This is a genomic window from Hymenobacter aerilatus (assembly GCF_022921095.1).
Taxonomy (GTDB): Bacteria; Bacteroidota; Bacteroidia; order Cytophagales; family Hymenobacteraceae; genus Hymenobacter; species Hymenobacter aerilatus.
This window is the reverse complement of the sequence record NZ_CP095053.1, coordinates 4393788-4407437: the sequence shown is the minus strand read 5'-3', so window position 1 is coordinate 4407437 and position 13650 is coordinate 4393788. Positions and strand designations below refer to the sequence as shown.

12 protein-coding genes and 1 pseudogene are annotated in these 13650 nt (G+C 56.1%); 4 read left to right on the top strand and 9 right to left on the bottom strand.

Features of this window, described 5'->3' with window-relative positions; genetic code table 11:
* Nucleotides 1–29: 29 nt before the first annotated feature.
* The 3 genes from MUN82_RS18470 to MUN82_RS18460 form a co-directional block, all read right to left on the bottom strand.
* Nucleotides 30–626, bottom strand: coding sequence for a YdeI/OmpD-associated family protein (locus MUN82_RS18470; protein WP_245092792.1), 597 nt, complete (start codon nucleotides 624–626; stop codon nucleotides 30–32).
* 74 nt (nucleotides 627–700) lie between these two features.
* Nucleotides 701–1093 (bottom strand): RidA family protein, encoded by a 393-nt coding sequence (locus MUN82_RS18465; RefSeq protein ID WP_245092791.1) that lies wholly within the window; start codon nucleotides 1091–1093, stop codon nucleotides 701–703.
* Between the two features lie 91 nt (nucleotides 1094–1184).
* Nucleotides 1185–2147: a helix-turn-helix transcriptional regulator gene (locus tag MUN82_RS18460; protein ID WP_245092789.1), complete on the bottom strand. Its 963-nt coding sequence runs from the start codon at nucleotides 2145–2147 to the stop codon at nucleotides 1185–1187.
* Nucleotides 2148–2359: 212 nt separating this feature from the next.
* Between MUN82_RS18460 and MUN82_RS18455 the strand changes: the two genes are divergently transcribed.
* Nucleotides 2360–3574 (top strand): NAD(P)-dependent oxidoreductase, encoded by a 1215-nt coding sequence (locus MUN82_RS18455; protein ID WP_245092787.1) that lies wholly within the window; start codon nucleotides 2360–2362, stop codon nucleotides 3572–3574.
* Nucleotides 3575–3666: 92 nt separating this feature from the next.
* Here the strand turns inward: MUN82_RS18455 and MUN82_RS18450 are convergent, their stop codons facing one another.
* Together MUN82_RS18450 and MUN82_RS18445 are read right to left on the bottom strand one after the other, a co-directional pair.
* Complete coding sequence (locus tag MUN82_RS18450) at nucleotides 3667–4497, bottom strand: DUF1206 domain-containing protein (protein WP_245092786.1); 831 nt, start codon at nucleotides 4495–4497, stop codon at nucleotides 3667–3669.
* 239 nt (nucleotides 4498–4736) lie between these two features.
* Nucleotides 4737–4955, bottom strand: coding sequence for a CsbD family protein (locus tag MUN82_RS18445; RefSeq protein ID WP_245092784.1), 219 nt, complete (start codon nucleotides 4953–4955; stop codon nucleotides 4737–4739).
* Nucleotides 4956–5204: 249 nt separating this feature from the next.
* Between MUN82_RS18445 and MUN82_RS18440 the strand changes: the two genes are divergently transcribed.
* Complete coding sequence (locus MUN82_RS18440; RefSeq protein ID WP_245092782.1) at nucleotides 5205–6752, top strand: hypothetical protein; 1548 nt, start codon at nucleotides 5205–5207, stop codon at nucleotides 6750–6752.
* Nucleotides 6753–6829: 77 nt separating this feature from the next.
* On the opposite strand, the gene MUN82_RS18435 is transcribed toward MUN82_RS18440, so the two are convergent.
* Nucleotides 6830–7165, bottom strand: coding sequence for a hypothetical protein (locus tag MUN82_RS18435; RefSeq protein ID WP_245092780.1), 336 nt, complete (start codon nucleotides 7163–7165; stop codon nucleotides 6830–6832).
* A gap of 164 nt (nucleotides 7166–7329) precedes the next feature.
* On the opposite strand from MUN82_RS18435, the gene MUN82_RS18430 reads away from it, so the two are divergent.
* Nucleotides 7330–7734, top strand: a complete 405-nt coding sequence (locus MUN82_RS18430; protein ID WP_245092779.1) for a hypothetical protein — start codon at nucleotides 7330–7332, stop codon at nucleotides 7732–7734.
* A gap of 113 nt (nucleotides 7735–7847) precedes the next feature.
* Here the strand turns inward: MUN82_RS18430 and MUN82_RS18425 are convergent, their stop codons facing one another.
* From MUN82_RS18425 to MUN82_RS22305, 3 genes and pseudogenes are all read right to left on the bottom strand, one after another.
* The gene (locus tag MUN82_RS18425; protein WP_245092777.1) at nucleotides 7848–9095 is read right to left on the bottom strand and encodes an SUMF1/EgtB/PvdO family nonheme iron enzyme; all 1248 of its coding nucleotides are present in this window, start codon (nucleotides 9093–9095) and stop codon (nucleotides 7848–7850) included.
* A gap of 66 nt (nucleotides 9096–9161) precedes the next feature.
* Nucleotides 9162–9842, bottom strand: a complete 681-nt coding sequence (locus MUN82_RS22310; RefSeq protein WP_262922827.1) for a PorP/SprF family type IX secretion system membrane protein — start codon at nucleotides 9840–9842, stop codon at nucleotides 9162–9164.
* Between the two features lie 62 nt (nucleotides 9843–9904).
* Nucleotides 9905–10216 (bottom strand): annotated as a pseudogene (locus MUN82_RS22305) (type IX secretion system membrane protein PorP/SprF); the annotation flags it as partial.
* A gap of 243 nt (nucleotides 10217–10459) precedes the next feature.
* Here MUN82_RS22305 and MUN82_RS18415 point away from each other — a divergent pair.
* Nucleotides 10460–13543, top strand: coding sequence for an AsmA family protein (locus tag MUN82_RS18415; protein ID WP_245092775.1), 3084 nt, complete (start codon nucleotides 10460–10462; stop codon nucleotides 13541–13543).
* Nucleotides 13544–13650: the final 107 nt, after the last annotated feature.

Below are 13650 nucleotides of genomic sequence, written 5' to 3'. Positions count from 1 at the left end.
GTTTTAGCTGACTGCGCGGGGCGTTTGCGTTAGGACTGCTTCCGTCCTCGAAACTGCTCCGGCTTCAGTTGCTGCTCAGCCGATTCTGCTATTTCGGTGACGCGCTTCTGGCGGGTTTCTGGCCGCTTAGCCAGCACCAGCCACTGCAACATATTGCGTTTGTCGGTGCGACTCAGGCTGGCGAAGTAAGTTTCTGCGCCGGGGCGTTGCTGCAGTGCCTCCGCTAGGTCGGGCGGAATGTGCAACGCTTCTACCGCATCCAGGAGTGTCCAGGAGCCGTTTTGCTGAGCGGTTTCGATGCTGGCCAGGCCGGCCGGAGCCAGCAGATCGGCCGCCAGCAGACGCTCTATTTTCTCCTTATTGATTCTTGACCAGCCACTTTTAGGTTTTCGAGGACAAAAAAACTGCTGGTACGTGTGTTCGTCGATGGACTCGGCCTTGCTGTCTATCCACCCAAAACAAAGTGCTTCGTCTACCGCTTCAGACCAGGTTAGGGAAGGTATACCTGACTTCTTCTTGCTATACACCAGCCACACACCTTGTTGCTCGGCGTGGTGCGCGTGCAACCACTCGCGCCAGTGCTGCCGGCTGCTTGGGCGAAAAATGGGTAGTTCTTTTTCAGCCATTGCGTTTTCGTTGGGTAGGAAGGCTAAGTGTAAGGTAGGCGGAGTATCACGAAATGCTCCGCCTACCTTGCTGCTTATTTCACCACAGTGGCTTCCAGCTCTACCCCCAAATTGGCGTACAAGCCCTTCACCTCGAACATAGTAGTTGCCTGCCTGATGCCGTGCTTGGCAATCCACCCCTGATATACATCGCCGCAGGTAGTGAAAAACTCCATCATCGAGGTCGTAAATACGTTCAACCGGACAATGCCCTGGCACTCGTACCCGGCCTCGCCAATGAGGTGCTCCAGGTTTTGGAAGATCTGTATAAGCTGGGCTCTCATATCGGCGGTGCTGGGCTGGCCGGCTGCGTCGATGGCTACTTGGCCAGAGCAGTAGAGGGTGCCCTCGGCCTGCTTAATTTCGACGGCCTGTACCGAATTGGTTTGCTCGCCCCATTTCCAGGGGTCGATAGTGCGCTTTTGCATCTTCTTTGCGTGTTGAGTGTGGGTGAAACTGTTACTTGTCACTTGACTCTACAAAGGTCCGCGCGCCTACTGACAGCCCTATGTCAGCATCTTATTCGGAGGCGCAAAAAAAGGTATAGGCCCGCTGGGCTAGTTCCCGCAGGTGCTCCCGCAAGGCAGGAGGCTCTAGCACCGTAAGGGCACCCGCGTACGGCAACAGCCATGTAGCAAGGTAGGGAAGCGAGCCGATGAGCAACGTCATTTCTACACTCCCATCGGGCAGAGGCTCCTCCTGCATCCAGCCGTACTGGCGCTTGGTGTCGTGCAGGTGTTGTATCAAAGCGGACGAGGCGGCTGCCGGCTGAAACCGAAGTACCACTTTTTCCCTACCCCGGCGGGCGGCCTCGGCGGCCCAATACTGCTGCAATGTTTCGGGGCGGGCCGCGAAGATTTCAGTACTGATTTCCAGTTGCTGAATGCGGTCGAGGCGGAAGTTGCGGAACGCGTGGCGCAACCGGCAGTAGGCTACCACATGCCACTGCCGGCTTAGGTACAACCCAATGGGCTCCACCGCCCGCAGGGTAGGCTGGTCGGTTTCGGCGCCCTGGTAGCGTAGGTGCACCACGTGCTGCGTGGCCACGGCCGTCACTAGTTGCTGGTAGATGTTTTGGTGGGTGGGCTGGCCCACCGGCCCCAGCACCTGAATATGGGGTGTCAGGGTTTCGAGGTAGTCACGGTCGGTGCGGCGCAGCACGGCGCGCAGCTTGTCCATGGCTGCGCCGCTGAGGCGGGCCGTAGGCGCGTCGGTGAGGCGGGCTGCCAGCTTCTCGGCGGTGAGTAGGGCGGTGGCTTCTTCGCGTGTGAATAGCACAGGTGGCAGCCGGTAGCCCTCGGCCAGCGAGTAGCCTACCCCCGGCTCGCCGTAGAGCGGCACCCCCGCCAGCTCCAGCGTGCGCAGGTCGCGGTAGATGGTGCGCAGGCTCACGTCAAACCGCTCGGCCAGGGCTGGGCCACTCACCACGCGTTTGGCTTGCAACTGGATAAGAATAGCCGTGATGCGGTCAAATCGATTCATAGCGTTCCAAAAATACGAGGACTACTGGGTACCTACTCGTGTCATTCCGAGCGTAGCGAGGAATCTCAGTGAGAAGCTGTTTACTAATTGGAGACGGAACAGAAAAACAGGCCGCTTGCCTGCAAATAACTTCTTGCCCAGATTCCTCGCTGCGCTCGGAATGACAGTATAATTTGCCTACTTGCCCCTACCCACCCGTTCAGCTTCCATCCATGCAAAAAGTCAAACTCGGTATCATTTGCGAAGGCAAAACCCCGCCCGACCGCCGCGTACCGCTCACGCCTAACAAGTGCGACGAAGCCTTGCACACTTTTCCCAACCTAGACCTGGTGGTGCAAAGCAGCGACATCCGCGCTTTCTCCGATGACGAATACCGCGCGCTGGGCATCACGGTGCAGCCTGAGGTAGCCGATTGCGACGTGCTGCTGGGTGTGAAAGAGGTGCCTGTTGAGCAGCTCATCCCCGACAAAACCTACCTGTTTTTCTCGCACACCGTGAAAAAGCAACCTGCCAATCGCGAGCTGCTGCGGCAAGTGCTACAAAAGCGCATCACGCTGATTGACTATGAATTGCTAACTAATGCACGAGGGGAGCGGATTATTGCCTTTGGGCGCTGGGCGGGCATTGTGGGCGCTTATAATGGCCTGCTCACCTATGGGCGCAAGCATGGCCTCTACCAACTGAAGCCCGCCTACCAGTGCCAGGATATGGAAGATATGGAGGAGGAGTTCTTCAAGGTGAAGCGCCTGCCGCCCATCAAACTGGCCGTGACCGGTTCGGGAAGGGTAGCACAGGGCGCCCTGGAGGTGCTGCGGCGTATGGGCATCCGACAGGTGAGCGTGTATGATTACCTCTATCTTGATTTCAACGAGCCGGTATTCACGCAGTTGCGCTCCTCCGACTACAATGCCCGCCGCGACGGCCGCGTGTGGGACACGCCCAATTTTCACCAACAGCCGGAAGAGTACGTGAGCACCTTCGACAAGTTCCTACCCGTCACGGATGTGCTGATTGCCTGCGCCTACTGGCACCCGGCTGCGCCGCGCCTGTTCTCGGAAGAAGATACCCGTCGGCCCAATTTCCGCCCCCGCGTTATTGCCGATGTCACCTGCGACGTAAACGGCTCCATCCCTACCACCAAGCGCAGCACCACCATTCCGGCCCCCACCTTCGACTACGACCCAGCCACCGGCGAGCTACAACCGCCCTACTCTGGCCTAGACTATCTCACCATCATGGCCGTAGACAACCTGCCCTGCGAGCTACCCCGAAACGCCAGCCGCGACTTCGGACGCCAGCTCATCGACAACGTGCTACCCCATTTGCTTGGCGGTGACCCGCAGGGCGTGTTAGAGCGGGCTACTATTGCGCATGGTGGACAGCTCACGGCGCGGTATCAGTACTTACAGGACTACGTAGCTGATTAACACGACACTACAACAGCTCTAAGAAAAAAGGCCCGCAACAGAGAATTAGTCTACCTGCTGCGGGCCACTGTTGGCTTTGCTGTATCCCGTCCTCAAACTTTCTTGAGGACGGGATACTTGGCTTGCACCAACATATAGAGCCCATAGGCTATCAGCCCCAGGGCTACAATGCCCAAAACAACGGGCCCCATACTAGCCAAGAGGTCAAATGCTTGCTCTGTATCGCCGATGGCTGTAGCGCGGGATTGTAGGCCAGCTTGCACAAAAAAGTAACCCGTAATGCCCAACACAATACCGCGGGCGGTGTAGCCTACCTGCCCCAGGCGGTAGACCTTGTTCTGCTGTCCGGTCGGAATATCACTGCTCTTCACATGTTTATGAAAAGTGCCGGAATAGGCTCGATAGATTTGATAGACGCCTACCCCAATCGTAATCAACCCCACTAGCATAATAATCCACTCCCCGCCAGGCCAGCCCAACACCTTGCCGGTAAGCGTTTGCCGGGCATTGCCATTGTTGTCGGTTGGGTTGTGCATGGCCAGCTGTGCGGCGTACCACGCCAGACTAGCATAGAGGAGTCCGCTGCCAGCATAGCCTACGCGCCGGGCTATGCCTTTCGCGCCGTGGCCCTTGTCCTCCGTATCGCGGAAGGCTTGCACCAGCCGCCACACAATGTACCCTAGCAGGCCAAAGGCAATAAGCCCCAGCAACACAGGGCCACCAGGCAGCTCTTGCAGCGTATGCACGGCCTTCTGCTTATCAGCAGTCTGGCCATTTTGCTGACCTGTGGCTGCCAGCAACGCCAGCAGCCCCATCAGACCATATACAATACCTTTGGCCGCAAAGCCAAAGCGGGCCAGCATCCGGATACCGGAGGAGGGAGTAGTGGGCAGCGTAGCCCGAAGGGTATCAGTGGCAGACATAGGGGTAGGGATAAGTAGACAGGTTTATTGCCCCTTGCATACGCCTGACACTCTGTTAAAGATTAGTTTATATCGTGCCTCTTTCTTGTCTTTCTTACCGAGGATAATTAGGCAGAACTACGCCTATACTAATACCGCCTTGCACCAATAGCAAAAGCCCTACACCAGACTAGCTAGTGCAGGGCTTTTATATGGTACAGGTAGGAAAGCAAGAAGCCTCCTACCCTATTTGCAGCAACCTAGAAAGTGCGGTGGAACCACGCTTTGATGTCATCAATAGCGTCGCCAGTTTTCTCTTGCAGACGGCCAAACCACTCGTCCTGCTTGCCTTCGGCATAGTCCAAGTCGTCGTCGGTGAGGTTGCCCCACTTTTGCTTGGCTTCGCCCTTGATCTGGTTCCAGTTGCCGCGCGTGCGCAGTTCGGTTTGGTCGTTGATTTTATTATCGTTGAGGTCCATGAGTGAAAAAAGTTAAATAGGTGGGAGAGAAAGAGTAGGCGCTAGGCCTGCCTGTTTATACGCAGCCCCGCGGCTGTAGTTGTCGAGCTTATCAATCCAAGCGGGCGGTTTGTGCGGCCTTCGCCGAAATAGTATATTTAAAAAGCACTTTCTGTATTTCTATACGCTACGGAAGTGCCCGCTTATTTTTTATGTACTGATAGGCTACCCAGCTACTGGTCTGCCAGCTACCCCGCCTACCCGCTAGCCATGGACGACCTTCGCACGACGCTTCTCACCTTCGCGCCCGACGACCGCAAGGATTTTCTGCATTTTTTGCAGCGCCAGGGCCGTAAGCAGAAGGGTCGCCTCGATACGCGCCTGTGTGAATTGCTACTGCACCCACGGGCCTACTCTACCCCCGAGTTACTTACGCGCCTCTACCCCACGGAGTCCAACGCCGTAGCTTACTATGCCCTGCGCAAGCGCCTGCTACGTAGCCTCACCGATTTTCTACTGTTGCGCCAACGCCAACAAGATGCCACTGCAGCCTCCTCGGTCCGTGGCTTGCTCATCCTGGCGCAATACCTATTCGAAACTGGCGTGCCGCGCCTGGCCTGGAGCACCCTGCGCAAAGCCGAAAAGCTAGGGCTGCAAAACGACCAGTACGAGGCCCTCAATACAGTATACAATCTACAGATTGCCCAGGCCCACCACGCCTGCGCCGACGACCTGGCGGACCTGATTCGGCGCCGCAACCTCAATAAAAAGGCCGCCGATGAGGAGGAGCGCGCCAACATTGTGGACAGCCTAATGCGCCAGCGCCTGCGCCAGCTGCGTGCCAAGGGTAGGGCTGGTGAGTCGTTTGATGCCGTGCTGGCCGATACCCTTCGTGAGTACGACTTGCAGGAAGCCTTTGCCCGGCGGCCAGCGCTACTGTGCCGACTGGTGTCTATTGCGCGCAGCGCTATGCTAGTGCGCCGCGATTTTGTGTCGTTTGCGCCGTTTATTCTGCGCTGCTACCATCTCATGGAAAAGCGACACGGTTTTGCACCGGCCCAGCGTCAGTATCAGCTGCGCCTGCTCTACATGATTGCGCACGCGCTGTACCGCTCGCGTCGCTTCGAAGAGGTTATCGGCTACCTCAACCAGATGCAGCTTCTACTAGCCGAAAGCCCACGCAGTCATTATATGGAGATGCGTGCCCGCCACACCCTGCTGCTGGCTGCTACCTATGCTTTTTTGCGCCGCAACCACGAGAGTATTCAGCTATTGGAAGCGGCCCTGCACGACACTCGCCAGCCCCTACCTCTAGCCAACGAGCTAACGGCCCGATTAGGCCTTGCCTTTCACTATTTCGCCGAAGGCAAATTTCAGAAAACCAATCAGGTACTCATCAGCATTGGCCGCTCCGACCATTGGTGCGAGCAGCAGATGGGCTTGGAGTGGATGCTGAACAAGAACCTGGGCGAGATGCTGACCTTGCTGGAGTTAGGCCACGCCGAACTAGCCCTCAACCGCCTCCGCGCCATCGAGCGTATCGTGCGCGAACGTTCGCCCGAAGCCGAAGCAGGCCCCTACGCCTACGTGCTCAGCTACCTGGCCCGCGTCCGCGACATTATTGCTGATCCGACAGTAGCCATGCAGCCCACCTTTGCTGAGCAAGTACGACAGATGCCTACCTTCCTACCCCTGGTGCGCGAAGATTTACAGGCCCTTAGTTTCTACAGCTGGCTGCACGCCCGCATGATGAGTCGTTCCTACTACGAAGTATTGCTGGAGGTAGCCAGCGCCCCACCCATGGGCCAAACTGCGTAGTAAAGCGAACAGTAGCCAAACAAAAGCCGCTTTGCCAAGTGTTGGCAAAGCGGCTTTTGCAATGTTAGGCCGTTGTTCTAGTCGCGCTTGGCGGCGTTCATTTCAGCTTTGGCATCAGCAGCAGCGGCATCAATTTTAGCGTCGGCCTTGTTGGCAGCGGCATCCATCTTGTCGCCAGCTTTCTCAGCGGCATTTTCAATCTTCTGACCAGCCGTTTCGGTAGCATCATCAACAGCATTGCCTGCCTCATTGGCAGCGGCTTCTGTGTTGGCAGCAGCAGCTTCGGTGCTGGCTTCTACATTGTCAGCGGCAGCTTCGGTGTTGGCTTCAGCGCGGTTTTGCTCTGCCTGGGTGCACGAAGCTACAGAGAAGGTAGCGAAGCTGGCAGCCAGCAGCAGGGTGTTGAAAGACATTTTCATGAGTACGAAGGAGTGAGGTGAGATATAGAACTACCTCTTAATCATGGTGAGGTAGAAAAGTAACCCGCTTCGCGATGCGCGTTAACTTTTCTTTTTCAAAGGCAGTATAGACAGCATAGTGTCGCTTTCGACTTTCCACTGACTTCATCGCTTGCTTTATGGATTCTACCGCCTCCACCCCCCAAACGCCCCCTACCCCCACCATACCGCTCGACGTAACGGAGCAACAAAAAGAAGTGCTTCTCGATGACACGCTCCACTTACTGGATGCCGACGTTACGAAGCAAAAAGACCAGCGACATGGCCTGGCTGAAATAGACCGCTGGGAAGAAGTGCTGCGTGCCTCCGACCACCCGGGCCTAGCTAAAATCATTCAGGAGCTGGCAGCTCTACGCGAGCAGCTTACGGCTCCCGAGCGTCAAACCCACGATATTGCCGAAACCCTGGCTGTACTGGGCGCCGAAACCATCAAAGTAGCGGAGGAAGCCAGTAACAACTACACCAATCCGCTGAAGAAGCTGGCAAAGCTTCTTATCCAACTTGGCAACGCCCTGTCGAAATAAAGTAGCTAGCTTTTATATAAAGAAACACAGCTGTTAGCTCCAGCCAACAAATAGAAGAGGCCCAACCAGATGGTTGGGCCTCTTCTATTAACTATCTGCGTCAATCCGAGATTTTACTTGTTTGAGCCAGCGTTGATCATAGCGCAGCGGAAACCGATGGTAGCAGTAGCCGAATCTTCTGCCATGAAACGACGCGTACCGGGCGAGAGCCAGTAGGCTACGTCGCGCCAAGAACCGCCTTTATACACCCGCACGTGGTCGTCGATGAGGGACTGGTAGCCTTTCTTATCGTACTTCTCAGCAGGGTCGAGGAAGCCGTTACGACGGAAGGGGTTCAGGTCTTCCACATCTTCAAACGATAGCGGGCGGTAGATATCCTGTACCCATTCGTTCACGTTGCCGGCCATGTTGTAGAGGCCGTAGTCATTGGGTGGGTAGTTGTAGATGTACTCCGTAATCATAGCGCCGTCGTTCAGAGCACCAGCAATACCGGCGTAGTCGCCACGACCGCGTTTGAAGTTAGCTAGGAACTGGCCCTGGGTCTTGCCGTAGGAGTTCCGCACCTGGCGACCATCCCAAGGATAGATGCGCTTGTTTTCCTGGTTTTCGTTGCCGGTTTCCTGCGTACCAACGAGTGCCTGCGCAGCGTATTCCCACTCGGCCTCGGTGGGCAGGCGGTAGTTCGGCAGCGTATTGCCATCTTCGATAGATGGTTTCTTGCTTTCACCACCCTCGGCAGCATCAGCAGCGGGGGCGTTTTTCTTACGACCAAACAGACCGCGTTTACCGCCACTGCTCTCTCCATCGCCACTCAGGCCAGCCAGGTTTTCATTTACCTTAGACGTACGCCACGTGCAGTAGTCGTTGGCTTGTAGCCAGCTTACGCCTACTACCGGGAAGTAGCGGAAGCCGGGGTAGCGCAGGTAGTAATCTACGTATGGGTCGTTAAATGACAGCTCGCGCGCCCATACCGTAGTATCAGGCAGCGCCGACTGGTAGAACTCCTCCGACGAGTCTTTGCGCACAAAGTGCAGATATTCCAACCAGTGGATGTTGGCTACCTCCGCTTCATCCATGTAGAACGAGGCGATGGTAACGGTACGCTCCATGTTGTCATGGGTCATGGCAATGTCCTCTTCTGCCGAGCCCAGCACCGTACGGCCGCCTTCAATGAAGATCAGACCTGGACCTTCCGGAATACCGGCATAGTCGGCCACTTTCATCCCTTCCTCGGTATTATACTCAATACCTGTGGTGGAGCTGTACTTACCCGGCTTGGTGGCGGTGCGTGGGCCACTTTTGCAGGAAGCCAGCGCACAGGCTCCTACAATGGCGAAACGCAGGTACTTGGAGAAATTCATGATCGAGTAAAAACTACCTGTGATAGAAGATTTTATGAAAGGCAATTCGGTACAGTTTACAAAAAGCTAGAACGCCGGGGTAGGCGCTACGGGGTAGTTGCGCCGCTTCAGGCGCCGCCAAGCCGCTTCCAGCCGGTCGAAGTTTCGCAGGGCCAGGGACACCTCGTGGGCCCCACCCAAATCGGCACTTAGTCGACTCAGACTAGCGTCGTAGCTATAACCGAGCCGAAATGCACCAAAACTCAGGCCAACAATTCCGGTAAGTAGCTGCTGTGGGTGATTTGAGCCCGGCAACGGCACGCCGCGGTACACGGCGCCCACCGTAACCGGCGTGGTGGTGAAGTAAAAACCGGCCTCTGCGCGCTGCAAACTACCTTGCCGGGTGTAACTAACCGTCGGTGTCAAGCTAATTTCGCGTGCTTCGCCCTTGATAACGCTTTTTGCAAAAAAATATTTGTAGCCCGCGTTAAAATTCAGGCGAATGGGTAAAATACTCTGCTCCACGAAGCCCAGGTCGGGTTGATTGAGGTGATGCGCCGCTACGCCTACCCAGGCATGCTCGGTATACAGTACCATACCCGTGCCAAGGGTAAAATAGTTCACCGGGTTATACTGCAACAACAGCGGATCGGTTGAGGGACTGCCCGAAATAGTGCCGTCGTCGGAAATCTGGTCCCCAAGCAACAGGTTGCCGTAGCTGACAGTCTGCCGGCCGTAGCTGACGCTGGCGCCAGCGCTGAGCGCCACCTGCTTAGTGAGGCGCAGGTGGTAGGCGTAGAGCCCCCTACCTGAAACTTGGTGAGGCCTAGCGCCCCAGTACGGTCTACGTTCAGGAGCAGGCCCACGGCGCTGCGCTGGTCGGCAAAACGGTAGTCGGCACCGAGCTGGCTGGTCTGAAAGGTGCCGGCCAGGGTAGGGAACTGGTTGCGGTAGTTGAGCGTAACACTATAGTCATCGAGCAGCCCCGTGTACGCCGGGTTGGTATGCAGACGCGACGCGTAGGGCTGCGCAAAGTACAGGTCCTGCGCCTGCAAGGTGGTCACGCTGGCTAGCACGGCCACCGTCGCGGCGCCAATTCGTCCTGCCCACTGCCCTTTTTGCCGTGTAGTTGTTGTTGCCATACTGCTGCTGCCCTAAACGCTGGCCCTATCTCATTTGGTGCGCTGCGCCAGAAACGCCCGCCGAAAATGCCAAATTCTTGGCGCTTTATCCGTTTTGTTTGATTGAAGCGTTGTAGCAGCACAGTAGACGATAAAAAACAGCCACTGGTTCTGTGCTACTTTTGCGTGTCTGGGTGCTCTGGCACCGGATTCGCTGCCAACTAGTTACTAGACTTTAGACTTTCCTCCTAGTCCTTTCTTTCTATGCGTAAATTTCTGATTGGCCTGCTGATTTTTGTGGTGGTGCTGGTAGCGGCGCTGGCCGCCGCACCGTTTCTATTTAAAGACAAGATTCAAGCAGCGTTTGACAAGCAACTGGCCGCGCACGTGGCCGCCAAGGTAGAGTACGACCCCAGTAAGATCAGCGTGAGCCTGTTTCGCGACTTTCCGAACCTGGCCTTAAGCGTGGAGAATCTGCGCATCATTGGGCAGGACTCCTTCGCCCGCGACACCTTGGCCTACCTACCAGCCCTGCGGGTAGGGATGGACCTGATGAGCGTGGTGAGCGGCGACCAGATCAAGGTGAAGTCGGTGGTGCTCGATGAGCCCGACATTTCGTTGCGAGTGCTGAAAAGCGGCCGCGCTAACTGGGACATTTTCCTATCTGACTCGGCTGCTGCGGCGAAGACTGACGTGGACACCTCAGCGGTGAGCGTGGCCATCAAGGGCTGGCAGATCAACAACGGCCACCTGCGCTACAACGACCAGTCGATTCCGTTTGCGATGGAAGCGCGCCACGTGAACCACTCCGGTTCCGGCGACTTCGAGCAAAACATCTTCGACATGGCCTCGCAGACGACAGCCGACGGCTTCCGGATGACATACGCTGGGGCCAACTATATCAGCAACGCCAAACTTGATGCTGATGTAACGATGGCCATGGACCTGGACAAGATGCTATTCACCTTCAAAGACAACAAGGTGAAGCTGAATGACTTTCCGGCGCAGTTTGCCGGTAGCGTGGGCCTACCCAACGCCACCGACATCACCTACGACATGACCTTTAAGGCACTGGAAACGGACTTCAAGAATGTGCTGAGCGTGGTGCCGGGTATGTATTCGGAGCAGTTCAAGGACATCAACACCACGGGCAAGATTGCCTTCGATGGCTACCTAAAAGGCGTGCAGAATGACCTACGCATGCCGGGCTATGGCGTGAACCTGCAAGTGAAAGACGGCATGTTTAAGTATCCGCAGCTGCCCGAAGCCGCCCGCAACATCAACGTAGACATGGTGGTAGATAACCCTTCGGGCTTCACCAACAACGTGAAGGTGAACGTGAAGCAATTTCACCTCGACCTCGGCAAGAACCCCATCGACGGTAACGTGGCCATTGACGGTTTGGAACCGATGAAGGTAGACGGCCGCGTGAAGGCCAACGTGGACCTAGCCGAGATGACCAAAGTATACCCGGTAGAAGATCTGACGCTACGCGGGCGTCTGTTTGTAGATGCGGTAGGTAAGGGCACATACTCCAAGACCCAAATGCCGGTGGTAAATGCCAAGATGAACCTCACGAACGGTTACGTAAAGTCGAAGCAATTCCCTGCCCCAATTCAGAACCTGACGCTAAATGGTACTGTAACCAACACCACCGGCCAGGTGAACGACACGCGCATCAACATTCCGCAGTTTAAGATGCTGCTCGACGGTGAACCGCTAGAGGGCCGCTTAGCGGCGCAGAACATCGATAAGCCGGTGTTTGACGCGGACATTCACGGCACGGTAGATCTCACCAAAATCACCAAAATCTTCCCGCTGGAAGGCATGACCTTGACGGGCCGCCTGACCGGCAATGTAGCCGCTAAGGGTAGTATGGCCGATGTGGAGGCCGAGCGCTACCAGAACGTGAAGGCCTCGGGCACGGTGAATGCCAGTAACGTGACCTACAAGAGCACCGACCTGCCCCAGGGCATGCGCATCACCAAAGCCACGGCTACTTTCAACAACGACCAGATTGTGCTGAAGGACATGGCCGGCTTTGTGGGCTCGTCGGATATTGCGGCCTCGGGCACCATCAGCAATTACCTAGGCTACCTGTTCACGCCGGGCCAGTCGCTGAAAGGCAACCTAACGGTGAACAGCAACCGCTTCAACGTGAATGAGTGGATGGTGGATGAGGTGAGCGAGAAGCCGACCACCGGCGCCGTAGCGGCCACCAAAGCCCCTACCACTGCCACCCAGGCCGATGGCGTACTGCAAATCCCGAAGTACTTCGACCTGACGTTGAACAGCAACGTGAACCAAGTGGTGTACGATAACCTGAAGCTGAATGATGTGAAAGGCCAGGTAGTGGTGCGCGACGAGGCCGTGCGACTCAACAATTTGAATTTCAGCACTCTCGGCGGTTCGTTTGCTACCACAGGCAGCTACAGCAGCAAAGACCTCCAACACCCCAAGTTTGATTTGGGTCTGAATATCAAAAACCTGAATTTCCAGAATGCCTTCAACGCTTTCAACTCCATCAAAACGCTGGTGCCGCTGGCGAATAACCTGGAGGGCGTGTTTTCTACGAACTTCAACGTGAGCGGCGAGATGGGCAAGGATATGATGCCGGTGTACAGCACGCTCACGGGCAAGGGCTTATTTGAGGTAGTAAGCGCTGCCGTGAACAATTCGCCGGTGCTGAATACCATCAGCTCGCTCACGCAAGTACAGGCGCTCAAGAAGTTTGCAGTACAGAACAAAGATGTGGCTGCCGAAATCCTGAACGGCAACTTCATTGTGAAGCCCTTCGACGTGAACGTGGGCGATATTAAGATGACCGTGGGCGGCTCCAACAACGTGAACGGTAACCTGGAATACGTGACGGCTATCAACATGCCCACTGGGCAGGTAGGTAACGCGTTGCAAAGCAAGCTCACCTCGCTCACGGGTGTATCCAACATCAAAGGCACCGACCGCGTAACGCTCGGCCTGAACATTGGCGGAACCGTGAAAGACCCCAAAGTGAAGCTGACGACCGGCAGCGTGAAAACCCAGGCCGTGGATGTAGCTAAGAGTTTGGTGGGCGGCTTAGTGGATAGCAAGCTGACCAATGCCAAGCAGGCCGCCGCTGCCAAAGCCCTGCTCAACCAAGACAGCGCCCGCGCCGAGCTGGCTAAGCGTCAGCAGGAACTGCAAACCAAAGCCCAACAGGAAGTGGAAAAACGCCGCCTGGAAGCCGAAGCTAAGCTAAAAGAAAAAGCCACGCAGGGACTCAACAACCTGATTTTTGGTAAGAAGAAGCCTGCTGCCACCCCGGCGCCTACCCCCGCCGCAGCGGATACGACCAAGGCTCAGAAATAGGATTTTAGCCCAAAACCGTGGCTGGATTTTTGTCGTAAATCGGCCAACTTCTGAAGCGGTAAGCATTTCTCCGGAAGTGCTTACCGCTTTTCTTTTATCCTACTTTC